Origin of the sequence: Pseudoblastomonas aquimaris (assembly GCF_035481675.1) — a bacterium.
GTDB lineage: Bacteria > Pseudomonadota > Alphaproteobacteria > Sphingomonadales > Sphingomonadaceae > Alteriqipengyuania_B.
On sequence record NZ_JAYJJW010000001.1, the window covers coordinates 1,402,765 to 1,425,253 of the forward strand.

The window sequence follows — 22,489 nt, forward strand, 5'->3', positions numbered from 1 at the left end:
TCACCGCAGCTTCAACGTCGAAAGCCCGACCAGCGCCAGCACGATGGCGACGATCCAGAACCGGATCACGACCTTGCTTTCGCTCCAGCCCAGCTGTTCGAAATGGTGGTGGATCGGCGCCATGCGGAACACGCGCTTGCCGGTGCGCTTGAACCAAAAGACCTGGATGATGACGGACAGCGCCTCGAAGACGAACAGGCCGCCGACGATGGCGAGCACGATCTCGTGGTGGCTGGCGACCGCGATGGCACCCAGCGCCCCGCCGAGGGCCAGCGATCCGGTGTCCCCCATGAACACGGCGGCGGGCGGCGCGTTGAACCACAGGAAGGCCAGCCCGGCCCCCATGATCGCGGCGCAAAAGATCGCCAGCTCCCCCGCCATCGGCACGTGCGGAATGCCGAGATATTCGGAATAGTCGACGCGCCCGGCGAGGTAGCAGATGATGGCGAAGGTGCCCGCTGCGATGATGACCGGCATGGTCGCGAGCCCATCCAACCCGTCGGTCAGGTTGACCGCATTGCCCGCACCTACGATCACAATGGCGGCGAAGACGTAATAGAACGGGCCGAGCGGGATCGCGCGGTCGGACACGAAGGGCACGTAGAGCCAGGTGTGGATTTCGCTGACGATCAGCCAAGCGGCAACGCCGGCCACGGCGAATTCGGCCAACAGGCGCACCTTGCCCGATACGCCGCGGTGGCTGTTCTTCGACACCTTGTCGTAATCATCGAGGAACCCGATGATGCCGAAGCCGATCGTGACCGCGAGGCAGGCCCAGACGAAGGGGTTCGACAGGTCCATCCAGATCAGCATGGATAGCACCACACTGACCAGGATCATCAGCCCGCCCATCGTGGGGGTGCCGCGCTTGGCGAGGTGGCTTTGCGGCCCGTCCTCGCGGATCGGCTGGCCCTTGCCCTGGCGCACGCGAAGCATGTCGATGAATTTCGGCCCGATGATCAGTCCGATGACGAGCGCGGTCATCAGCGTCGCCCCGGCCCGGAAGGTCTGGTAGCGGACGAGGTTCAGGATCCCCTCGAAATCCAGCAGCTGGGCGAGCCAGTAAAGCATTCAGTCTTCCGCAGCGGCGAAATGGTCCACGAGCCGGGCGAGCCCGACGGCATTCGATCCCTTCACCAGCACCGCATCGCCGCCGACCAGCCCGTGGTCTTCCAGCGCCGCGATGGCAGCTTCGGGGGTATCGCAATGGGTGAAGGTCAGCCCGCCCGCAAGCGTTGCCGCATTCGGTTTCCCCAGTTCGCGCGCAAGGGCGGTCATCCCCTCGCCCACAAGGATCGCGTGATCGACCTTGGCCTCCACGATCGGTTCGGCGAGCTGGGCGTGGAATTTCGCACTGAAATCGCCGAGTTCGCCCATCTGGCCCAGCACCGCGATGCGGCGGTGGGCGGGCGTGTTGCCCAGCTGCGCGAGCGTGGCGCGCATCGAGGCGGGGTTGGCGTTGTAGCTTTCGTCGATCAGCAGCGCGCTGCCGCCCGGCGCCTTGATCCGGTGGCGCGCGCCGCGGCCTTTCAGTCCGCCCATTTCGGCGAGCGCCAGCCCGGCCGCGCCAAGATCGCCGCCGGCGGCCTGCACCGCCGCCATCACGGCGAGCGAGTTGCCGATCCAGTGTTCGCCAGGCTCCGCCACGGTATAGCAGACGCGCGTTGCACCGAGCATCGCGGTGACAAGGGAGCCGCCGCTGCCGACGGGGATCGCATCGAGCAGCCGCGCATCGGCATCCGCCGCTGTGCCGAAGGACACGGTCTTCAGGCCGAGCTTTTCGGCCGCCGCCTTCAGCTGCGCGTGATGGGCGTTGTCGGCAGGGATGATCGCGGTGCCGCCCGGCTCCACCCCGGCGAAGATTTCCGCCTTGGCGTCGGCAATCGCCTCCATGCTGCCGAGATTCTCGATATGCGCGGGCGCGACGGTGGTGACGACCGCGACATTCGGGCGCACCTGGCGGGTGAGCGCGTCGATCTCGCCCGCGTGGTTCATGCCCATCTCGTACACGGCGAAGCGGCTGCGCGCCGGGGTGCGGGCAAGGCTGAGCGGCACGCCGACGTGGTTGTTGTAGCTCTTGACGCTGCGATGGGCGCGGCCCCGGCTGGAGCGGTCGAGCGCGGCGAACAGGGCTTCCTTCACGCCGGTCTTGCCGACCGAGCCGGTGACGCCGATCGCCACCATGTTTGCACGCGCGCGCGCCGCTGCGCCCAGCGCCTGCAACGCGGCGAACGTGTCGTCCACCAGCACGTGCGGATAATCGACCGGGCGATCCACCAGCGCAGCGGCGGCGCCGTTCTCGAAGGCCTTTTCGATGAAGCGATGGCCGTCGGTGCTTTCGCCCTTCAGCGCCACGAACAGGTCGCCTTCCATCACGTCGCGGCTGTCGATCTCGACGCCGGAGCACTGGAATTCTGCGCTCGTCACGCCGCCTGTCGCTTCGGCGATGGCGGCGGAGGTCCACAGGGCGAGCGGCAGGCTGTCGGCGGCGCGGACGGGCCACTGGAGCAAGGCGGGGTGGGCACTCATCACTGGCTCTCCTGCACGGCGGCGCATTCGCGCGCCACCTCCACATCATCGAATGGCAATACGCGCATGGTTTCTCCCGAACCCACGATCTGACCCGTTTCATGGCCTTTGCCGGCGATGAGGACGATGTCCTGCGGCCCGGCCTCGGCGAGCGCGGCGGCAATGGCCTCGCGCCGGCCGGCGATCTCGCGCGCGCCCGGCGCGTCGGCCATGATCGCGGCGCGGATGGCGGCGGGGTCCTCGCCGCGCGGATTGTCGTCGGTCACGATGACCACGTCGGCGTTTTCGCAGGCGACCTTGCCCATCGGGCCGCGCTTGCCTTCGTCCCTGTCGCCGCCGGCGCCGAACACCACGATCAGCTGGCCCGACGTGTGCGGCCGCAGCGCGGCAATGGCGGCTTCCAGCGCGTCGGGTGTGTGGGCGTAATCGACATAGGCGGGCGCGCCGGCCTGCGTGATCGCCGCCCGCTCCAGCCGGCCGCGCACGGGCTGCAGCCGCGCGGTGGCATCGAAGACCTGCGCCGCATCGCTTCCCGTGGCGAGCGCCAGTCCGGCCGCCGTCAGCGCATTGGCCACCTGGTAGGCCCCGATCAGCGGCAGGCGGAAGCTGCGCTCCGTCCCGCCATGGCGAATGGTGAGTTCCTGCCCGAGCTGTGTCGCCTCGCGCCGCAGCAGGGCGATATCCTCGCCCTTCTCGCCCACCGAAAACACGGTGAGGCCGCGGCGGCCCGCGCGCTCGATCACTTCGCCCGATCTGGGATCATCGGCCCAGACGACGATGCTGCCGCCGCCTGACACCACCTCGTCGACCAGCCGCATCTTGGCTTCGAAATATTCGCCCATCGTGCCGTGGTAATCGAGGTGGTCGCGGCTGAAATTGGTGAAGGCGCCCGCAGCCACAGGCAGGCCTTCGTTGCGATACTGGCTGAGCCCGTGGCTCGAAGCCTCGTAGGCCACGTGGCTCACCCCTTCGCGCGCCAGGCCCGTCATGTTGGACAGGAACGTGACGATGTCGGGCGTGGTAAGGCCGGTGGAGGTGCTGCCTTCGGGGGTGGTCACGCCCAGCGTGCCGATGCTGGCCGCGCGCTCGCCGCACATGCGCCAGATCTGCCGCGTCATCTCGACCGTGGATGTCTTGCCGTTGGTGCCGGTCACCGCGACGACGTGCTGCGGCACGGGGGTGAAGAACTGCGCGGCGGCGCGTGCAAAAGCGCGGCGCGGGGTATCGTCGGCGATGTGGAGCGCGCCTTCGACCCGGGCCTCGGGCCGGGCGACCACGGCCACGGCGCCGGACTGGACCGCGGCGGCGATGAAATCCTCGCCATTGACGCTCGCGCCCTGGAACGCGCCGAACACGGTGCCGGGCGCGACCTTGCGGTGGTCGATGGCGAAGCCGGTCACGTCCGCGTCCGCCGCACCGGAACCATCGAGGCCGGCACGTTCGAGGATCTTCGCCAGCCGCATCAGTCGTTCGCCTTGATCAGCGGGCGCAGGTCGGACAGGTCGATATCGCGGCTCTCGTCAGGCAGCACGCCCAGCATCGGGCCGATGCGCGGCACCAGCCGGCCGACGACGGGCGCGGCGTTCCACGCGGCGGTCCGCTGGAAGGAACTGGCGAGCGTGCCCTTGGGCTCGTCCATCATGGCCACGATCACGTAGCGCGGGCGGTCCATCGGGAAGGCGGCGGCAAAAGTGGAAACCAGCGTGGTCCGGCGATAGCCGCCCGCACCCGGCTTTTCCGCAGAGCCGGTCTTGCCGCCCACGCGGAAGCCGGGCGCATCGGCGTTCTTGCCGGTGCCGTAGAGCGCGATCATCCGCAGCAGCTGGTTCATCCGGGCGCTGGTGCTGGCCTTGAACACGCGGCGGCCCTTGGGGGCATAGCCGGGCTCGATCTTTTTCAGCGTGGCGGGGCGCCAGATGCCGCCGTTGACCATCGCGGCATAGGCGCTGGCGAGGTGCAGCGGGGTCACCGCGATCCCGTGGCCGTAGCTGACCGTCATGTTGCGCAGTCGCGGCCATTCGCCGCTGGGCCAGATCGGCGCGCCGCGCGCGGGCAGTTCGATGAAGGGACGCTCCGACATGCCGAGTTCGACCATCGTGCGCTTCATCACGATCGGCCCGACCTCGTCGGCGATGCGCGCGGTCACCGTATTGGACGAATGGATCAGCGTTTCCGGCACGTTGAGGCTGTCGCCCAGCGGGTGGCTGTCCTTGATGGCGAAGCCGCCGATCTTGACCGGCGCGGCGGGATAGCGCCGCGACATGTTCGTGACCACGCCGTTGTCGATGGCAACGGCCACGGCCAACGGCTTGAAGGTGGAACCCAGTTCGTACACCTGGTTGGTCACCCGGTTGAACATCAGGTCCTGCCCTGCGGCGTCGATCTTGTTCGGGTTGAATTCGGGCAGGGAGGCGAGCGCCAGCACTTCCCCCGAATCCACGTCCAGCACGATGCCGGCCGCGCCCTTTGCATCCACGGCCAGCATGCCGCGGCGCAGTTCGTCTTCCAGCGCGCCCTGCACCCGGCTGTCGATGGAGAGCATGGCGGGCTGGCCGCGCAGCGCCGGGTCGACAAGGTGTTCGTCCAGCGCGGCTTCCATGCCGACACGGCCATGACCGTCTGCCGCGACATAGCCGAGCACGTGGGCGGCCATCGATCCTTGCGGGTAGTAGCGGTCCGTTTCGCGCGGGGTCTCCAGCGCGATTTCGCCGATGGCGTGAATGCGGTTGGCTTCTTCCGGAAGCACCCGGCGGCGCAGGTACCCGGCGCGGCCCGAGGCGAGGAATTCGGTGGTTTCCGCCAGGTCCATGTCGGGGAAGATGGCGACCAGTTCCCGCGCAACGTCTTGTGCGCCGCGCACCAGCGGGTCGCCCCCGTCATCCATCGCCGCCGGGTTGAACCACAGCGCGTGGGCGGGGAATGCGCGGGCCAGCGGCACGCCGTTGCGGTCGACGATATCGCCCCGCGGCGGCAGCAGCGCTTCGGCCATGGAGCGCGCCTCGTTGCCCGGATGGGCGATGCCGAAATAGGCGATGCGGAGCAGCGCGGCGAAGGCCACGAGGCAGAAGGCGCCGATCAGGAACAGGACCCGCATCCGCGCCACCAGCAGCGAACGTTCGCGCTGGCCGAGCGAAGTCAGGTTGCGCGGGCGACCGGTGGAGCGTGCGGAAATGCCGGGCGTGCCGACCGGCGCGTAGAACGTCATGGCAGGGTCGCCTTCAATGCGACGCGGCCGCTACCCGAAGCGGATACGTTCCGGCCGAAGTCCAGGCGAATGGCGTTGTTCTGGACCTTCGCTGGGAGGTCGGCCTGCTCCGGCTCTCCGACCGGCGAGACCATCTTGGGAAATTCGGGGACCTTCGCATCCGCCTCGCTCTGCGCGACGCGGATCGGGTCGGGCGCGCCCTCCGCGCGCGGCACGCCGAATTCGGCCAGCGCCTGCTCCCCATCGAGAAACTGGTCGGCCGCCGGCGGCTCGTAACCGAAATCGACCGCGTTCCATGCGGCAAGCTGGGACTGGTTGGCGCGAGTCTGGAATTCCATTTCCAGCGCCAGCTTCTGGTTCTGCAGCCGCACGATCTCGCGTTCGGCCATGCGCACGTCGCTTTTCACGCTGTTCACCTGCACCCACAGGACCACGAACAACGCGGTACAGCCTAGCAGCAGGCTGGCCCATCCGATCTGGCGAAGACGGTTCAGTGTCATGCGGCCTCCATGCGGGCAGGTGCGGCGGTGCGGATGGCGGAGCGCAGCGTGGCAGAGCGGGCGCGGGGGTTGCGCGCTTCCTCGGCTGCGGAGGGGCGGACGGCCTTGGCAGGTTTGTCAAAGGTTGGGGCGGCAGCCTCGGGCTCGCCCGGCAAGTGGCGCGAAACGGCGCGGCCCGCGCCCGATGCCTCGCGCAGGAAGCGCTTCACGATGCGGTCTTCCAGGCTGTGGAAGCTGACCACCGCGAGCCGGCCGCCTTCGCGCAGCAGCGTTTCGGCCGCGGCGAGCCCTTCGCGCAATTCGTCCAGCTCGCCGTTCACGTGGATGCGCACGGCCTGGAAGCTGCGGGTGGCCGGGTCCTTCTTGTCGTGCGGGCGGTGGCCCAGCGCCTTGCGCACCACGCGGGCGAGGTCGCCGGTGGTTTCCAGCGGGCGCGCGGCGACGATGGCGCGGGCGACGCGGCGGGACTGGCGCTCCTCGCCATAATCGTAAAGCACGTCGGCAATCGCGGCTTCGTCTGCCGTGTTGAGGAAATCGGCCGCGCTCTCGCCGCTCTGGCTCATGCGCATATCCAGCGGGCCGTCGTGCGAAAAGGCGAAACCGCGCTCCGCCTGGTCGATCTGCATCGACGACAGGCCGATATCCATGACCACGCCGTCCACTTGCCCCACGCCCGCCTCGGCAAGGCTGGCGACCATTTCGGAAAAGCGGCGGGGGTGGAGCGTCAGGCGCTCTTCCGCATCGGCCCATGCGCGGGCGGCGGCGATCGCATCGGGATCGCGGTCGAACCCGTGGACCTGCGCGCCGCGCGCCAGGATGGCGCGGCTGTATCCGCCGGCCCCGAACGTCGCGTCGACGATCACGTCGCCTTCGCGCGGGTCCAGCGCCTCGATCACCTCGTCCAAGAGGACGGGGATGTGCGGTGCATCCTGAGTGGGGGTTTCGGGCGCCGTCATTTCGCCGCCTTCGCCTGCGCTTCGGCCATGGTTGTTTCGCAATAGGCCTGCGCGCTTTCCCAGCCCGCGCCCATCTTCGCGAGCAGGTCCGGGTTCCACATGTGGATGAAGTCGCCCGCGCCATGGAAATAGACCCCGCCCTCGATCCCGCCGAGCTTCGACAGGTGGTCGGGCAGGATGAAGCGGCCGCTGGCGTCGAAAGGGATTTCGGTGAAGGCGAACAGCTGCATGCGGCGCAGTTCGGGGTCGTAATCGCGGCCCAGGCGCAGGGCGCGCTCTTCCTCGCGGTCGATCTGGTCGGCGAAGCTCTTGATGCGCGACAGGCCGAAGCCGATCAGGCAGTCCCAGCGTTCGTGCTTGCCGACGCACAGGATGCGCCCGTCGGATTCGGCGGCCACTTGCTTGCGCAGGGATACGGGCAGCACGAACCGGCACTTTTCGCCGCGCAGCGAAAAGCCCTGTCCGTTGAAATCCGTGCCTGCTCCCGTCGCCACCTGGCCCCGTTCCTCGCCCTTCGAACGCCGCTCCCCTGCGGCCTGGCGACACGCCTTTCCCGCCCCCGAAAGCGGCCAGCCGCATCGGGGCTCCCGAGCCGGTAGGCTGCGGGCGCGAGACAACAATCGTGTCGATGGAAAGACCGTTTACCTTTCACACCGGCGGGAGGGAAGGGAAAATTACGGGAATTCAGGGGAATGATTGGTAAACCTATGTTTAACCTATGGATTTTTACCACAGGTTTGCGAGGCGAAGCGCGCAAACGGTCTCCGCTCGCGAATCTTCAAGACTGTTTTTGCTGGATTTTTGTAAGGAACCGCCACGGCGACCCGCGCCGTCCCGCAAATTCCCCGGCCTATTGCGAGTCGGCGGCGAAGGCACGGCCGAGCAACACCGAAAGCGCGGTGCGCACGCCGGCGAATTCGCCCATGCCGGGATCGAGCATGGCCGCATCGGCGAGGATCACGACCCGCCCTTCCCCAACCGTGCATTCGGCCACCACGGCCTCTGCTGCGAGCGTGCAGTCGGCCGGCGCACCGCCGGCGGGATCGCGCAGGGCGAAGGTCCCGTAGAGCGAGACCGGGATCATGGTGCCGTCCAGCATCTTGCCGTCGGCGCCCTCCTGCGCCTCGTCCATCGTCATGGTCAGGCCCCAGCGCGCGAGGATGGGCGAGAGCAGCGCGACATCCTGCGGCCGGCGGCGGTCGCCGATGCCGTAGTGGCTCTCCCCCGTCATCATCGGGTCGGCGAACAGCAACAGCCGCCCGCCGCCGCGCACCCAATCGTCGAGAGCGACATTCTCCGCCCCGCCCAGCCCGCGCGGCTGGGCCAGCAGCAGGTAATCGAGCCCGGCGAGTTCCTCGCCCAGCGTGTCGAGCGCGACATAGGAATATTCGGCATCCAGCGCACCGCGCAGCCAGTGGCTCTCGGTCTCACCGCGGATCACCGCGCCGAGATCGCTCGCCTCGCCCCAGGCGAGCGGCAAGGTGGTGAAGACGCCCAGCGCAGGCCGCTCGGCAGGAGCTGGGTCCTGCGCAAAGGCGGGGGTGGAAAGGGCGGCGAGCAACAGCGCCGCAACGTGGCGCAGCATCACCGGGCGCCGGTCCCGGGAGCAGGGCTTGCCCGCGCGTCCATCGGGTTACGGACAGTGCCGCCGCCTGCCGCAGACGCTGCCGCCGATGCTTCGGGGCTCGGCGTTGCCGTCGGCGCGACTTCGGGCACTACGCCGGTATCGGCGAGCGGATCCTGCGGGGCCTCGCTCGCCGCAGGTGCGGCCACGGTGGCGACCGTGTCCGGCACGGCGGCGGCATCGCTTTCGCGCGCGCGTTCCATGATGATGTTGGCAAGACTGACCAGCAGCAGCATCGCGCCGAGCCCGATCGTGCCGACTTGCAGGCGGTAGACCGACTCCGGCCGCAAGCGGGGCTGCCGGCCGGGCGCGTCCATCACGGGTTCGCTGCTGTCCATCCCCTGCCCCATAATCCGCGCCGCCTTAATCGTCCCTGTCAGCGCCATTGCCGGATTTCAGCCAGTCGAAGACCGGAAGCTCCTTTTCCGCCAGCCATTCCGGATTGTAGAGGCTGGAGAGATAGCGGAAGCCCGTATCGCACAGGATGGTCGCGACTTGCGGATTGGCGATCCCGTCCGCCTTCAGCTGCTTGCCGAGTTCGATGGCGCCCGCCACGTTGATGCCGCTCGACAGGCCCAGGCACAGGCCTTCTTCCTGCAGCAGGCGGCCCACCCAGACGAGGCCTTCCTCGTCCGAGATGCGGAACTGCGTGTCGATCGGCGCGCCTTCGAGATTGGCGGTGATCCGGCCCTGCCCGATACCCTCCGCCGCCGAAGAGCCTTCGGACTTCAATTCGCCTTCCGCGTAATAGGAATAGAGGGCCGCGCCGTGCGGGTCGGTCAGGGCGATGCGAACCTTCTCGCTCTTCGCCTTGAGGCCCAGGCCCACGCCGGCGATCGTCCCGCCGGTGCCCGCAGCGCAGGTGAAGCCATCCACCTTGCCGCCCATCTGCTCCCAGATTTCGGGCGCGGTCGTTTCGATATGCGCGCGGCGGTTGGCGATATTGTCGAACTGGTTGGCCCAGATCGCGCCCGGCGTTTCTTCCGCGAGCCGGCGGGAGGTGTGGACGAAATGCCCCGGGTTGGCGAACTTGGTGGGCGGAACCAGCACCAGCCGCGCGCCAAGGGCCCGCAGCGTGTCCATCTTCTCCCGGCTCTGGTTATCCGGCATCACGATCACGGTCTTGTATCCGAGCGCGTTGGCGACCAGCGCGATGCCAATGCCGGTGTTGCCCGCCGTGCCTTCGATCACCGTGCCGTCCGGCTTCAGTTCGCCGCTGCTTTCCGCATCGCGGATGATGCCCAGCGCCGCCCGGTCCTTTACCGAGGCGCCGGGATTGGCGAATTCGCACTTGCCGTAGATGTCGCAGCCCGCCGCCTCGCTGGGCCCGGCCAGCCGCACGAGCGGGGTGTTGCCGATAAGGTCGAGCGTGTTGGCGAGAGTGTTGGCGAGAATATTGGGGAGCGGTGCAGGCGGTTTCATCGGTAACCAGCTAGGCGCTCCGCCCCATGCCCGCAACGAAGATCAATCTTCCGGCGCGATAGTTACTTTCAGCCCGTCGAGGTCGTCGGTGAAGGGGATCTGGCACGACAGGCGGCTGTTGTCCGCCCGGTGGTCGCTCGATTCCAGCAAGTCGTCCTCGTCCTCGCTCATGGCCGGCAGCCTGTCCATGAAGGCCGGGTCGACATGGACGTGGCACGTGGCGCAGGAACAGCACCCGCCGCACAGGGCCAGCAGCTCGTCGATGCCGTTGTCGCGGATCGTTTCCATCACGGTGAGGCCGTTTCCGGCGTCGATTTCTGACGTTTCGCCTTCGCGGGTGGTGACGATCAGTTTGGGCATCGGGCGTGCTTCCTTCATTCGGCCCCCGCTGTATGCGGGCTGTGTCGCGGCTGCTAGGCGAAGGGCGAAGGCTTGGCAAGAATCGCGCAAGTCCATGCAGGAGGGGCGCCTACGTGGGCCTGACAAGGGAACAGATCGTCGGCGGGCTCGATGCCATTGCGCTTCGCGAACCGGCGATGGCGCAGGCGATCGAAGCGGTCGGCTATCCCGAGCCGCGCATCCGCGAGCGCGGATACATGACCATGCTGCGCACCATCGTTGGCCAGCAGGTCAGCGTGGCGGCGGCATCTTCCATGTGGAACAAGCTGGAGGCGGAACTGGGCGAAGGCTTCACTCCGGCCTGCCTGCTTAAGCGCGATTTCGACACGCTGCGGGCCTGCGGCCTGTCGCGCCAGAAACAGTCCTATGCCCGGTCCCTGTGCGAACTCGTGGAGGCCGGCGCCGTCGATTTCGAGGACCTGCCGGCGGACGACGAGGCCGCCATCGCCGAACTGACCCGCATCAAGGGGATCGGGCGCTGGTCGGCGGAGATCTACCTCCTTTTCGCCGAGGGGCGCCCCGACATCTTCCCCGCCGGCGACCTGGCCGTGCAGGAAGGCATGGCGCGCATCCTGTCGCTGGACGCGCGGCCATCCGAGAAAGAGGCGCGGGCACTGGCCGAAAGCTGGTCGCCCCACCGCGGTGCCGCGGCGATTTTCACCTGGCACTATTATTCGAACTTCACGCTGTAATCGACGAACGACTTCAAACCGCCCCTCCCTTCGTGTATCACCAAGGCAACACACGGACGGGAGAGAGACGATGCAACGACTTGCCAAGCCATTACTTTTCGCCGCCTGCGCCAGCCTCGCCATTGCCGGCGTCGCAGCGCCTGCCGCAGCAGACCATCACGGAGAAACCATGACCGCCACATCCACCACCACCCAGGCGGCACCGATGATCCCGCGCGACAGCCTGTTCGGCAACCCGACGCGCGCCGGCGGACAGATCAGCCCGGACGGCAAGTGGGTCAGCTGGCTCGCGCCCAATGACGGCGTGCTCAACGTGTGGGTCGCCCCCGCGGACGATCCCGACGCGGCGCGGCTGATCACCTCGGCCGACGACCGCCCGATCCGCAGCTATTTCTGGGCGCCCGACAGCAAGAGCGTGCTGTACATCCAGGACAAGGGCGGGGACGAAAACTTCCTGCTTTACGGCATTGACGTGGAAAGCGGGACCGAGACGACCCTCACCCCGTTCGAGAACACGCGGGTGATGATGATCGGCGGCTCCACCCGCATCAAGGACAAGGTCCTAGTCGGCCTCAACAACCGCGATCCGCGCCTGCACGACGTTTACATGCTCAACCTCAACACGGGCGAGCTCGACCTGGTGCTGGAAAACGCGGGCTATGCCGGGTTCATGGCGGACGACAATCTCGACCTCAGGTTCGCCATTCGCCAGAACGCCGCAGGCGGGATGGACATGTTCAAGGTCGTGGACGGCGTGGTCGAGGATACGCCGAGCGACAGCACCACGATGGAAGATTCGCTGTCCACCGGCGCCGCCGGCTTCACCAACGACGGCAAGATCATCTACTGGCTCGACAGCCGCGGCCGCAACACTGCCGCGCTGATCGCCGAGAACGTGGAAACGGGCGAGAAGACCATCGTCGCCGAAAGCGACAAGGCGGACATCGGCGGTATCCTGACCGACCGCAAGACCGGCTATGTCGAAGCCTATTCGGTCAATTACCTCAAGAACGAATGGACCGCGACCGACCCGGAGATCAAGGCCTCGCTCGACTGGCTGGGCACCCAGCTGGACGGTGAATACGGCGTCCAGAGCCGGACGGAGGACGACCGCACCTGGCTCGTCTGGAACGATCCGGTGACCGCGCCCGCCAGCAGCTATGTCTACGATCGCGACGCGAACACGCTGACGAAGTTCTACACCTCGCGCCCCGAACTCGCCGGCGCGCCGCTGCAGCCGATGCACCCGCTGGAGATCGAGAGCCGCGACGGGATGACGCTGGTGAGTTACCTCACCTTGCCGCCCGGTTCGGATTCCGATGGCGACGGCGTGCCGGACGAAGCCGTGCCGATGGTCATGCTGGTCCACGGCGGCCCGTGGGCGCGCGACGGGTACGGCTACAACTCCTATCACCAGTGGCTCGCCAACCGCGGCTACGCGGTGCTCAGCGTCAACTTCCGCGGCTCAACCGGCCTCGGCAAGGACTTCATCAATGCCGCCAACCTCGAATGGTCGGGCGCGATGCATGACGACCTGATCGATGCGAAGAACTGGGCGGTGGAACGCGGCGTCGCCAGGGAAGACGGCGTGGCGATCATGGGCGGGTCCTATGGCGGCTATGCCACGCTGGTCGGCCTCACCTACACGCCGGACGAATTCGCCTGCGGGGTCGATATCGTCGGCCCGTCTAACCTCGAGACGCTGCTGGAAACCATCCCGCCCTATTGGGAACCGATGGTGAAGCAGTTCCACACCCGCATGGGCGACCCGAACACGCCCGAAGGCCTGCAACTGCTGAAGGACGCGAGCCCGCTCTACAAGGCGGACCAGATCACCAAGCCGCTGCTGATCGGCCAGGGCGCCAACGACCCGCGCGTGAAGCAGGCGGAAAGCGACCAGATCGTCTCCGCGATGCAGGAATCGGGCATTCCGGTGACCTATGTCCTCTTCCCCGACGAAGGGCACGGGTTTGCCAAGCCGACCAACAACATCGCCTTCAACGCGGTAACCGAGAATTTCCTCGCCACCTGCCTCGGCGGGCGTGCGGAACCGATCGGCGACACGGTGGCGGGCTCGACCGCGCAGATCGTGACCGGCGCGGAATATGTGAAAGGCCTCTCGGCAGAGTAAGGCTTGTCGGCCGTGTAGGATATTTCCTACAGACACGGGGCTGCGCGTAAGGGATACGTCCCACGCGCAGCCCTATCTGTTTGTAAGGAGCCTTCGGTGACCACCCGCAAATCGATCTTCATCACCGGCGGCGGCTCCGGCATCGGCCGCGCCATCGCCCTCAAGTTCGGCAGCGAGGGCTGGTTCGTCGGGCTCGGCGATATCGACGAAGCCGGGATGGCGGAAACCCAGGGCCTGCTGAACAACGGCTTCAACTACGCCCACACTTTCGACGTCCGCGACCGGGCGGCCTGGGACCATGCGCTGAAAAGCTTCGAGATGGCCGCCGGCGGGCGGATCGATGTGGTCGCCAACAACGCCGGCATCCCGCTTGGCGGATCGCTGTCGGAGAATTCGCGGGAAGAGATCGACCGCTGCCTCGACATCAACCTGCGCGGCGCGATCTATGGCGCGCAGGCAAGCCAGCCGTTCCTCGAGAAGACCGCACCGGGCAGTTGCCTGCTCACCACCAGCAGCGCGGCAGGGCTCTATGGCTCGCCGGGCGCGAGCGTCTATTCGGCGACCAAGTTCGGCGTGCGGGCGCTGACGGAATCGCTCGACAGCGAATGGGCGGAAAGCGGCATCAAGGCGCGCACTATCATGCCCAGTTTCATCGAGACCCCGCTGCTCGACCACAATCCCAACGCGCGCGAGAACAATTCCATCCGCCAGCGGGTCAAGGATGCCGGGCTGGAGATCACGCCGGTCGAGGATGTGGCAGAAGCCGCCTGGGCCGCCGTCCATGGCGACCGGATCCACACCACGGTGGGCAAGACGGCGAAGAAGCTCGCCTTCGCGCTACGCTGGTTCCCCGGCGCGGTGCGCAAGCAGATGCACGGGCGGCAGGGTGCGCTGGGGCGCTAAAGCAGCGCGTCGATCGCCTTTGCCATTTTCACGTCCCGCTCGCTCAACCCGCCCGCGTCGTGGGTGGTCAGCGTGATCTCGACCTTGTTGTAGACGTTGAACCATTCGGGATGGTGGTCGTGAGTGTCGGCGAGCAGCGCGACGCGGCTCATGAAGCCCCACGCCTCGCTGAAATCGCCGAATTCCAGTTTGCGTTCGATGGCCTTTCCTTCGCGGGAAAGCGACCATTCGGACAAATCCGCCAGTGCAGACTGGCGTTCGGCTTCGGTCAGTTCGGCTACGGCCATCGGTTCGCTCTCCTCATACCCGGCGTGCTTGTGAGCAGCCCCGCTTTCCCCTAACCCGCGCGGCCATGCAAGGGGCCACTCTCACCGCGCGCAATCTCGCCTGCCGCAAGGGCGACCGCTTGCTGTTTCGCGGGGTCGACGTGGCCCTGTCGCCGGGCGAGGCACTGCACGTGACCGGTCCCAACGGCAGCGGCAAGACCAGCCTCATCCGTATCCTCGCCGGCCTCGCCCGCCCGTTCGAAGGCACGTGCGAGGCGGACGGAGCGGTTGGCCTGATCGACGAGCGGCTGGCGCTCGACGAAGACCGTCCGCTCGGCAAGGCGCTCGGCTTCTGGCAGCGGCTGGATGGTTGCGGCGATCCGTCGGGCGCTTTTGCGGTACTCGGTCTCGATCCGCTGCTGGACGTACCCGTACGCTATCTCTCGACCGGCCAGCGAAAGCGCGCTGCCTTGGCCGCCCTGCTCAATCGCGGTGTCCCGATATGGCTGCTGGACGAGCCGCTCAACGGACTGGACGACGAAGCGCGGGCCAAGGTCGAAAGCCTGGTCGCCCTGCACTGCGGCGGAGGCGGCATTTGCGTGGTCGCATCGCACCAGCCGCTGAGCCTGCCCGGCGCGAGATCCCTTGCCATCGCGGATTTCGCCCCGTGATCGCCGCGCTGCTCAAACGCGACCTTGCGCGGCTGGTGCCGGGTACGGTGTTGCCCGTGCTGTTCTTCCTCGCCGTGGCGATGCTCTATCCCTTCGCTGTCGGTGCGCGGCCGGCCCTGCTTGCGCAAACCGGCGGTGCGATCATCTGGATCGCCGCACTGCTCGCCGCCCTGCTGCCGCTCGACCGGCTGGTCGGGCCCGATCTCGACGCGGGCTTCTTCGACCAGTGGCGGTTGCGGGGGCTGAGCGAGGAAAGCGTCCTTGCGACCCGCATCCTTGCCCACTGGTTGTCTTTCGGCCCTGCCCTGCTGGTCGCCGCCCTGCCCGCTTCGGCCCTTCTCGGCGTGCCAGCCGAGACCCTGCCGCGCCTGATTCTGAGCCTGCTTGCCGGCACACCCGGCCTCGCCGCGCTGGGCATTGCCATCGCCGCCATCACCGCGGGCCTGCGCGGCGGGACTGCGCTTGCCGGATTGCTGCTCATACCGCTTGCGGTGCCGGTGCTGATATTTGGCGCGGGGTCGCTGGCGAACGACGATCCGGCGACGCTCGCCTATACGGCCGCCGCCAGCCTCGTCCTTGTCGCCCTGTCGCCTTTTGCCGGCGCGGCGGCGATCCGCGCCGGCCGCTGAGGCCCTCGCGTCAGTAGGGCGGCCGGTCTTTGCCGGTCGGGCTTTTCGTGAAAATCTCGTTGCCCGTCTCGGTGATGGCAATCGAGTGTTCGAACTGGGCCGAGAGCGACTTGTCGCGGGTCACCGCGGTCCAGCCGTCCTTGAGGATCTTCGCCCATGGCTTGCCGAGATTGATCATCGGCTCGATCGTGAAGAACATGCCCGGCTTCAGTTCGGGCCCGGTGCCGGCCTTTGCAGCATGGACCACTTCGGGCGCATCGTGGAACAGCCGGCCGAGGCCGTGCCCGCAAAATTCGCGTACCACGCCGTAGCGGTGGTTCTGCGCATGTTCGAGGATCGCCGCGCCGATATCGCCCAGCCGCGCGCCGGGCTGCGCAACCTCGATGCCCTTCATCAGGCATTCGTAAGTCACATCGACCAGCTTTTTCGCCTTCAGCGGCGGTTCGCCCACAAAGTACATCCGGCTGGTATCGCCGTGCCAGCCGTCCAGCAGCGGGGTGACATCGATGTTGAGTATGTCGCCGTCGCGCAGGACCTTGTCCGACGGGATGCCGTGGCAGATCACGTGGTTGATCGAGATGCAGCTGGAATGGGTGTAACCGCGATAGCCCAGCGTCGCCGGCACCGCGCCGCCATCCAGCATCATCTCGCGGATGCGCGTGTCGAGCTCTTCCGTCGAGACGCCCGGCACCACGTGTTCGGCAATCGCATCGAGGATTTCGGCGGCCAGCCGGCCCGCCTTGCGCATGCCTTCGAAGCCTGCCTCGTCATGCAGCTTGATCGTGCCGTCGCGCAGGACGGTCTGGGTGCTATCGACTGTCTGGTACAAATTCATGTGCCGCCATGTAGCGATCCGGGCGGCAAATTGCGAGTGCGCTAGCGCCGGACGCTGAAATCCCGGCGATAGGCAGGCTTGACTGACGCGATGACGGCCCTGTCGATGTCGAGATCGACCTCGTAAGCCCCTTCGGCGTAGCTGCCCGCCACGTAGGGCGCGGCGTAGAGCGTAATCCGATCAAAGGTCTTGCCGTTCGAGGAGCCGACCAGCACGGCAAGCTCGTCCATCGTCGGGCAATCGGAGAACGGATCGTCGGAAGGAAGCTCGATCCCGCGGCGGCCGAAGCGTTTCTGGTCGAGCGCCTTGCAATACCGCGCGGCCACCGCCTCGCCGAGCGCTTCGGGAGAGCGGAACAGGTCGATCCCGTCCACGGCCTCTCCCCCGCGCTTGTCCCACACCAGCGATTCCATGCCGTAATTGCCGTGCGCCCCGCCGCGATAGGTCGAGACGTCGGCGGACAGGCTGAGATAGGACGGCAGGTCGGCGACGACCTTCCATTCCTTGCCGAAGCTGCGGTTCCGGCAGGTCACGGCATCCGCGGGGCATTCGACGATCATGTCGCGCCACTCCGCCTTCTCCTCGTCCGCGATACGATCGCGCTCCTCGCCCAGCCGCCGCGCGAGTGCGGGGATGGCGGAGACGGCGGCAGGCCACAAATATTCCATGGTGAATTCGCCGCCCTGCAGTTTCTCCGAAATCGACGTGGCGTTCGCGGTCGCACCGGGCGTTGGCTCGGGCGTATCGGAATCCGCACTCGACGACGCGCTGGCGGATGCGGTCGTCCGCACCGAGGTCTCTGCTGCACCATCTTTTCCCGCCGTCTGCCCATCCGGTTGCTGGCAGGCTGTGAGCACCATTGCCGGGGTCAGCGCAGCCAACACGGGGAACAGGACACGGCGCATTGGATTTCTTCTCCTAAAGGGCGTTAGGGGAAACCATGACAGACAAGACCGATCTCATCCAGCCGGATCGCGACCAGGACGCGGTTGCCATCCATCTCGTCAACGAGGCGAGCTTCAGCGACTGGAAAAAGGGCTTGAGCGGCGGCCAGCGTACCGCCCTCGATGCGCAGAAATTCACCGGCGGGGGATACGAAACAGCCATCGTGCCGGATGGCGATGGCTGGTTCGCCGTCGGCGGAGTCGCCGATCCGCAATCCTTGTCGAGCTGGTGCCTCGCCCGGCTGGCAGAAGTCCTTCCCGCCGGCACTTATCGCCTCAATTCCGGCGATGCGGGCCCTGCACTGCACGGCTGGCAGACCGCGCAATACCGCTTCGACCGCTATACGAAAGACGACAAGGCGCAGGGCCCGCGCGTCCTGCTGACCAAGCAGGTCAAGGCGATCGACGGCGCCAAGGCGGAAGCGCAGGCAGTGTGCACCGTGCGCGACCTCGTCAACACGCCGGCCGAGGACATGGGCCCGGCCGCGCTGGAAGAGCATGCGGAAAAGCTCGCCAAGCGCTTCGGGGCGAAGCTGAACATCGTGCGCGGCGACGCGCTGGAACGAGGCTTCCCGATGGTCCACGCGGTCGGCCGCGCCGCCAGCCGCCATCACGCACCGCGCCTCATCGAATTCGAATGGGGCAAGGAAGGCAATCCGCGCCTCGCCATCGTCGGCAAGGGGGTCTGCTTCGATTCCGGCGGTCTCGACGTCAAATCCGCAGCCGGTATGAAGCTGATGAAGAAGGACATGGGCGGCGCGGCGCACGCGCTCGCACTGGCCGAACTAATCATGCAGGCCGAACTGCCCGTGCGGCTGCACTGCATCGTGCCGGCGGTAGAGAACGCGATCTCCTCCAATGCCTTTCGCCCGGGCGACGTGTTGAACAGTCGCAAGAGGCTGACGGTCGAAATCGGCAACACCGACGCGGAAGGCCGGCTGATCCTGGGCGACGCGCTGACGCTGGCGAGCGAGCACGATCCCGACCTTATCCTCGATTTCGCGACCCTGACCGGCGCGGCGCGCGTGGCCCTCGGCCCCGATTTGCCTGCGCTGATGGCGCGGCGCGACGCAACGGCAGACGCGCTGGTCGCGGCGGGCAAGGCGCACGACGACGAACCGTGGCGCCTGCCCCTGCCCGATGCCTATCGCGAATATCTGAAGTCCGATATCGCGGACACCAACAACGCGCATTCGAACCCCTATGCCGGCGCGAGCGTCGCGGGCCTGTTCCTCGACAAGTTCGTCGGAGACGGGATCGACTGGGCGCATTTCGACACCTTCGCCTGGCGACCCTTCGCCAAGCCCGGCCGGCCCAAGGGCGGCGAGGCGCTTGGCCTTCGTGCGGCCTACCACATGCTCCGTGGACGCTACGCGGCGTGAACTTGTGCGTAAGGACCCGCCTGTATAAGTCGCGGAAACGCTGGGTTTGCAGCGCAAGGGCCAAGGGGCAGGAAGACAGTTGAGCGAAGACGCCGGAATCGATCCGCTTGGGCCGTTTATCCTCGGTGGCAAGGTCGAGAAGCCCGACCCTGCGCGCGTTCCGCTGCGCGGCGACCTGGCGCATATCGGCCTCGCCGGGCGCTATTTCGTGCCCCACTACGCCGAGGCCGAACCGCACACGATCGCAGAAGGCGGAGCCGACTTGCTCGCCGACTGCGACAGCGCGTCGGACAAGCGCACCCATCTCGAGGCGGGCAGCCCGTTCGAAGTGCTCGATGTGGCGCGCGGCTATGCCTGGGGCTGCGTCTCGCTCGACGGTCCGGTCGGCTATGTCGCGCTCGACCGGATCGAGCCGGCGGGCTGATGCAGGTCTTCATCGACGGGGCAGCCGGCACCACCGGCCTCGAGATCGCCGAGCGGCTGCAGGGGCGCAGCGAATTCTCCCTGATCGTGCTCGACGATGACCGGCGCAAGGACACCGTCGCCCGGCGCGAGGCGCTGAACGAGTGCGATGTCGCGATCCTCTGCCTGCCAGATGACGCGGCGCGCGAAGCGGTCGCCCTGATCGACAACGACACCACGCGCGTTATCGACGCCTCCAGCGCCCACCGCGTGGCCGATGGCTGGACCTACGGCTTTCCCGAACTGGTCGGGCGCGAGGCCGTGGCACGCGCGCGCTTCGTCAGCAATCCCGGTTGCTACCCGACCGGCTTCCTCGGCCTTGTCGCGCCGCTGGTCCGCGCCGGCCTCCTGCCGGCAGACTGGCCCTTCACGATAAACGCCGTCAGCGGCTATTCCGGCGGCGGCAAGGCGCTGATCGAACGGTACGAAGCGGACGGCGCACCTGCATTCCGCGCCTATGGCTACGAACTTGCGCACAAGCATTTGCCGGAGATGAAGGCCCATGCGGGCCTGGCCCATCCGGTCATCTTCGCCCCAGCCGTCGTGCCGGCCTATCGCGGGATGATCGTCGAGGTGCCGCTCCATCTTGGTGCGATGTCGGGCGATCCGACCGCCGACAACCTGCGGGAGGCGTTGGCCACGTTCTACGCCGATTCCCGCATCGTCACCGTCCATCCGCAAGAACCGGTTGGCGAACTGTTGCTGGACGTCGATACCGCTCCGCACGACGGGATGGAACTGTTCGTGTTCGGCAATGCGGGCGGATGGCACGCGCGGCTCGTCGCGCGGCTCGACAACCTCGGCAAGGGGGCCAGCGGCGCCGCGGTGCAGAACCTGAACCTGATGGCAGGGCTGGAAGAAACGGCCGGGCTGCGGCTCTGACCTGCCCAAAATTGCGGCATCGCCCCGCGCAAGAATCGGGCAATCTTTGCCGCCATTCCCCGCGATTTGGTCGCCCCCATCCGTAAAACGAGTGCCCGCTTTCTGGCACGAATTTTGATACCATGCGCACGCGACGGGACCGAATCGCCGCTTCGCTGCGTTGGTCGGTCAGGGTCGGAAAATCAGGGACGCACGAGAGGGGCCACGGCCGGCGATGAAAAAGATCGAAGCCATCATCAAGCCATTCAAGCTGGACGAGGTGAAGGAGGCGCTGCACGAAGTCGGCGTGTCCGGCATCACCGTGACGGAGGCCAAGGGCTTCGGCCGGCAGAAGGGCCACACCGAGCTTTACCGCGGGGCGGAATATGTCGTCGATTTCCTGCCGAAGGTGAAACTGGACGTGATCGTGGGCGACGACATCGCCGAACGCTGCGTCGAAGCTATCGCATCGGCTGCCCAGACGGGCCGCATCGGCGACGGCAAGATTTTCGTCACCAACATCGAGAGCGCGCTGCGCATCCGCACCGGAGAGCGCGACGACGACGCGATCTGACGCACAACAATTCAATACCGGAAACAGGGGCGCGGCGGACCAGCCGCCGGCCCGAACAAACACCAAAGCAGGAGCATTTGCATGTCCAAGGTTAGCGACGTTCTGAAGGAAATGAAGGACAACGAGGTCGAATGGGTCGACCTGCGTTTCACCGATCCCCGCGGCAAGTGGCAGCACCTGACCATGACGGCGGGCGCGATGAACGAAGATACGCTGGAAGACGGGCTGATGTTCGACGGTTCTTCCATCGCCGGCTGGAAGGCCATCAACGAAAGCGACATGATCCTGAAGCCGGATCTGGAGCGCACCTATCTCGATCCGTTCAGCGCAACGCCGATGATGGTCCTGTTCTGCGACGTGCTGGAGCCTTCGACCGGCGATCTCTACTCGCGTGACCCCCGCTCCACTGCGAAGCGCGCCGAAGCGTTCCTGAAGTCGACCGGCATCGGCGACACGATCTACGTCGGTCCGGAAGCCGAATTCTTCATGTTCGACGACGTCCGCTTCGAAGACGGCTATGCCGGCAGCGGCTACCAAATCGACGATGTCGAACTGCCGACCAATTCGGGCGCTGAACTGCCCGGCGGCAACATGGCCCACCGCCCGCGCGCCAAGGGCGGCTACTTCCCCGTCGCGCCGGTCGACAGCGCCATGGACATCCGCGGCGAAATGGTCGCGACGATGCTCGAAATGGGTCTCGACTGCGACAAGCATCACCACGAGGTTGCCGCTGCCCAGCACGAGCTTGGCCTGACCTTCTCCACGCTGGTGAAGACCGCCGACGAGATGCAGATATACAAGTACGTGGTGCACCAGGTCGCCCACGCCTACGGCAAGACGGCGACTTTCATGCCCAAGCCGATCAAGGACGACAACGGCAGCGGGATGCACACCCACATGTCGATCTGGGACGACGGCAAGCCCCTGTTCGCGGGCAACGAATATGCCGGCCTTTCGGAAACCTGCCTCTATTACATCGGCGGCGTCATCAAGCACGCCAAGGCCCTGAACGCCTTCACCAACCCGACCACGAACAGCTACAAGCGGTTGGTTCCGGGCTTCGAGGCGCCGGTGCTGCTCGCCTATTCGGCGCGCAACCGTTCGGCATCGTGCCGCATCCCCTATGGTGCGGGCGAGAAGGCGAAGCGCGTTGAATTCCGCTTCCCCGACGCGATGGCCAACCCCTACCTGTGCTACTCGGCGCTGCTGATGGCCGGCCTCGACGGGATCCGGAACAAGATCCACCCGGGCGAGGCGATGGACAAGAACCTCTACGACCTGCCGCCGGCCGAGCTGGCCAATGTGCCGACCGTCGCCGGTTCGCTACGCGAAGCGCTCGAAGCGCTGGAGGCCGATCACCAGTTCCTGCTGGAAGGCGACGTCTTCAGCCAGGACCAGATCCTCGCCTATGCCGAATTGCTGTGGGAAGACGTCTCGCGCTGGGAAACCACGCCGACGGCCGCGGAATTTGACATGTATTACAGCGCGTAAGCGCCGGCCTGCG

24 protein-coding genes are annotated in these 22,489 nt (G+C 66.9%); 10 read left to right on the forward strand and 14 right to left on the reverse strand.

All coding sequences use genetic code 11. The annotated features are described in order from the left end of the window. The 11 genes from mraY to VCJ71_RS06995 all read right to left on the reverse strand — a co-directional run bounded on the left by mraY (position 1) and on the right by VCJ71_RS06995 (position 10,596). Positions 1-1,071 (reverse strand): phospho-N-acetylmuramoyl-pentapeptide-transferase, encoded by a 1,071-nt coding sequence (gene mraY, locus VCJ71_RS06945; protein ID WP_324639994.1) that lies wholly within the window; start codon positions 1,069-1,071, stop codon positions 1-3. Next, positions 1,072-2,529 (reverse strand): UDP-N-acetylmuramoyl-tripeptide--D-alanyl-D-alanine ligase, encoded by a 1,458-nt coding sequence (locus VCJ71_RS06950; protein WP_324639996.1) that lies wholly within the window; start codon positions 2,527-2,529, stop codon positions 1,072-1,074. After that, positions 2,529-3,992, reverse strand: coding sequence for a UDP-N-acetylmuramoyl-L-alanyl-D-glutamate--2,6-diaminopimelate ligase (locus tag VCJ71_RS06955; protein WP_324639998.1), 1,464 nt, complete (start codon positions 3,990-3,992; stop codon positions 2,529-2,531). Before VCJ71_RS06955 ends, VCJ71_RS06950 begins: the two co-directional genes overlap by 1 nt. Then, a complete protein-coding gene (locus VCJ71_RS06960; RefSeq protein WP_324639999.1) occupies positions 3,992-5,734 on the reverse strand; it encodes a peptidoglycan D,D-transpeptidase FtsI family protein in 1,743 nt (580 codons plus the stop codon). Before VCJ71_RS06960 ends, VCJ71_RS06955 begins: the two co-directional genes overlap by 1 nt. Beyond that, positions 5,731-6,234, reverse strand: a complete 504-nt coding sequence (locus tag VCJ71_RS06965) for a hypothetical protein (RefSeq protein ID WP_324640001.1) — start codon at positions 6,232-6,234, stop codon at positions 5,731-5,733. The genes VCJ71_RS06960 and VCJ71_RS06965 overlap by 4 nt, the downstream gene beginning before the upstream one ends. Continuing rightward, positions 6,231-7,190: a 16S rRNA (cytosine(1402)-N(4))-methyltransferase RsmH gene (gene rsmH, locus VCJ71_RS06970; RefSeq protein ID WP_324640003.1), complete on the reverse strand. Its 960-nt coding sequence runs from the start codon at positions 7,188-7,190 to the stop codon at positions 6,231-6,233. The genes VCJ71_RS06965 and rsmH overlap by 4 nt, the downstream gene beginning before the upstream one ends. After that, positions 7,187-7,684: a division/cell wall cluster transcriptional repressor MraZ gene (locus VCJ71_RS06975; RefSeq protein ID WP_324640005.1), complete on the reverse strand. Its 498-nt coding sequence runs from the start codon at positions 7,682-7,684 to the stop codon at positions 7,187-7,189. The genes rsmH and VCJ71_RS06975 overlap by 4 nt, the downstream gene beginning before the upstream one ends. Before the next feature lie 356 nt (positions 7,685-8,040). Next, entirely contained in the window at positions 8,041-8,775 is a 735-nt protein-coding gene (locus VCJ71_RS06980; RefSeq protein WP_324640007.1) for a motility-associated ABC transporter substrate-binding family protein, read from the reverse strand. Next, entirely contained in the window at positions 8,775-9,164 is a 390-nt protein-coding gene (locus VCJ71_RS06985; RefSeq protein WP_324640009.1) for a hypothetical protein, read from the reverse strand. The genes VCJ71_RS06980 and VCJ71_RS06985 overlap by 1 nt, the downstream gene beginning before the upstream one ends. A 13-nt stretch (positions 9,165-9,177) precedes the next feature. Continuing rightward, a complete protein-coding gene (locus tag VCJ71_RS06990) occupies positions 9,178-10,236 on the reverse strand; it encodes a cysteine synthase A (RefSeq protein WP_324640011.1) in 1,059 nt (352 codons plus the stop codon). A gap of 42 nt (positions 10,237-10,278) precedes the next feature. Continuing rightward, the gene (locus VCJ71_RS06995) at positions 10,279-10,596 is read right to left on the reverse strand and encodes a 2Fe-2S iron-sulfur cluster-binding protein (RefSeq protein WP_290135937.1); all 318 of its coding nucleotides are present in this window, start codon (positions 10,594-10,596) and stop codon (positions 10,279-10,281) included. A gap of 113 nt (positions 10,597-10,709) precedes the next feature. Here VCJ71_RS06995 and VCJ71_RS07000 point away from each other — a divergent pair, with 113 nt between their 5' ends. The 3 genes from VCJ71_RS07000 to VCJ71_RS07010 all read left to right on the forward strand — a co-directional run bounded on the left by VCJ71_RS07000 (position 10,710) and on the right by VCJ71_RS07010 (position 14,361). Then, positions 10,710-11,327, forward strand: a complete 618-nt coding sequence (locus VCJ71_RS07000) for a DNA-3-methyladenine glycosylase family protein (RefSeq protein WP_324640015.1) — start codon at positions 10,710-10,712, stop codon at positions 11,325-11,327. A 70-nt stretch (positions 11,328-11,397) separates the two neighbouring features. Next, entirely contained in the window at positions 11,398-13,458 is a 2,061-nt protein-coding gene (locus tag VCJ71_RS07005) for a S9 family peptidase (protein ID WP_324640017.1), read from the forward strand. A gap of 96 nt (positions 13,459-13,554) precedes the next feature. After that, positions 13,555-14,361 carry an SDR family oxidoreductase gene (locus VCJ71_RS07010; protein WP_324640019.1) on the forward strand — a complete coding sequence of 269 codons (807 nt, stop codon included), beginning with the start codon at positions 13,555-13,557 and terminating at the stop codon, positions 14,359-14,361. Here the strand turns inward: VCJ71_RS07010 and VCJ71_RS07015 are convergent. After that, positions 14,358-14,648, reverse strand: coding sequence for a 4a-hydroxytetrahydrobiopterin dehydratase (locus VCJ71_RS07015; RefSeq protein WP_324640020.1), 291 nt, complete (start codon positions 14,646-14,648; stop codon positions 14,358-14,360). The genes VCJ71_RS07010 and VCJ71_RS07015 overlap by 4 nt on opposite strands. 65 nt (positions 14,649-14,713) lie before the next feature. Here VCJ71_RS07015 and ccmA point away from each other — a divergent pair, with 65 nt between their 5' ends. Further along, positions 14,714-15,298, forward strand: coding sequence for a heme ABC exporter ATP-binding protein CcmA (gene ccmA / locus VCJ71_RS07020; RefSeq protein ID WP_324640022.1), 585 nt, complete (start codon positions 14,714-14,716; stop codon positions 15,296-15,298). Beyond that, positions 15,295-15,927, forward strand: coding sequence for a heme exporter protein CcmB (locus VCJ71_RS07025; protein WP_324640024.1), 633 nt, complete (start codon positions 15,295-15,297; stop codon positions 15,925-15,927). The genes ccmA and VCJ71_RS07025 overlap by 4 nt, the downstream gene beginning before the upstream one ends. Positions 15,928-15,937: 10 nt before the next feature. Here VCJ71_RS07025 and map read toward each other — a convergent pair whose 3' ends face one another. Both map and VCJ71_RS07035 read right to left on the reverse strand, forming a co-directional pair. Then, on the reverse strand, positions 15,938-16,762 hold the full coding sequence (gene map / locus VCJ71_RS07030; protein WP_324640026.1) for a type I methionyl aminopeptidase: 825 nt from the start codon (positions 16,760-16,762) through the stop codon (positions 15,938-15,940). A gap of 41 nt (positions 16,763-16,803) precedes the next feature. Further along, positions 16,804-17,553 (reverse strand): polysaccharide deacetylase family protein, encoded by a 750-nt coding sequence (locus VCJ71_RS07035; RefSeq protein ID WP_324640028.1) that lies wholly within the window; start codon positions 17,551-17,553, stop codon positions 16,804-16,806. 149 nt (positions 17,554-17,702) lie between these two features. On the opposite strand from VCJ71_RS07035, the gene VCJ71_RS07040 reads away from it, so the two are divergent. The 5 genes from VCJ71_RS07040 to glnA all read left to right on the forward strand — a co-directional run bounded on the left by VCJ71_RS07040 (position 17,703) and on the right by glnA (position 22,476). Beyond that, positions 17,703-19,088, forward strand: a complete 1,386-nt coding sequence (locus tag VCJ71_RS07040; protein ID WP_324640030.1) for a leucyl aminopeptidase family protein — start codon at positions 17,703-17,705, stop codon at positions 19,086-19,088. A 79-nt stretch (positions 19,089-19,167) separates the two neighbouring features. Beyond that, positions 19,168-19,512, forward strand: a complete 345-nt coding sequence (locus tag VCJ71_RS07045; RefSeq protein WP_324640032.1) for a hypothetical protein — start codon at positions 19,168-19,170, stop codon at positions 19,510-19,512. Then, positions 19,512-20,432, forward strand: coding sequence for an N-acetyl-gamma-glutamyl-phosphate reductase (gene argC, locus VCJ71_RS07050; RefSeq protein ID WP_324640034.1), 921 nt, complete (start codon positions 19,512-19,514; stop codon positions 20,430-20,432). Before VCJ71_RS07045 ends, argC begins: the two co-directional genes overlap by 1 nt. A 214-nt stretch (positions 20,433-20,646) precedes the next feature. Beyond that, positions 20,647-20,985 (forward strand): P-II family nitrogen regulator, encoded by a 339-nt coding sequence (locus VCJ71_RS07055; protein WP_290135949.1) that lies wholly within the window; start codon positions 20,647-20,649, stop codon positions 20,983-20,985. An 81-nt stretch (positions 20,986-21,066) separates the two neighbouring features. Then, positions 21,067-22,476 (forward strand): type I glutamate--ammonia ligase, encoded by a 1,410-nt coding sequence (gene glnA / locus VCJ71_RS07060; RefSeq protein WP_324640036.1) that lies wholly within the window; start codon positions 21,067-21,069, stop codon positions 22,474-22,476. The last annotated feature ends 13 nt before the right edge of the window (positions 22,477-22,489 follow it).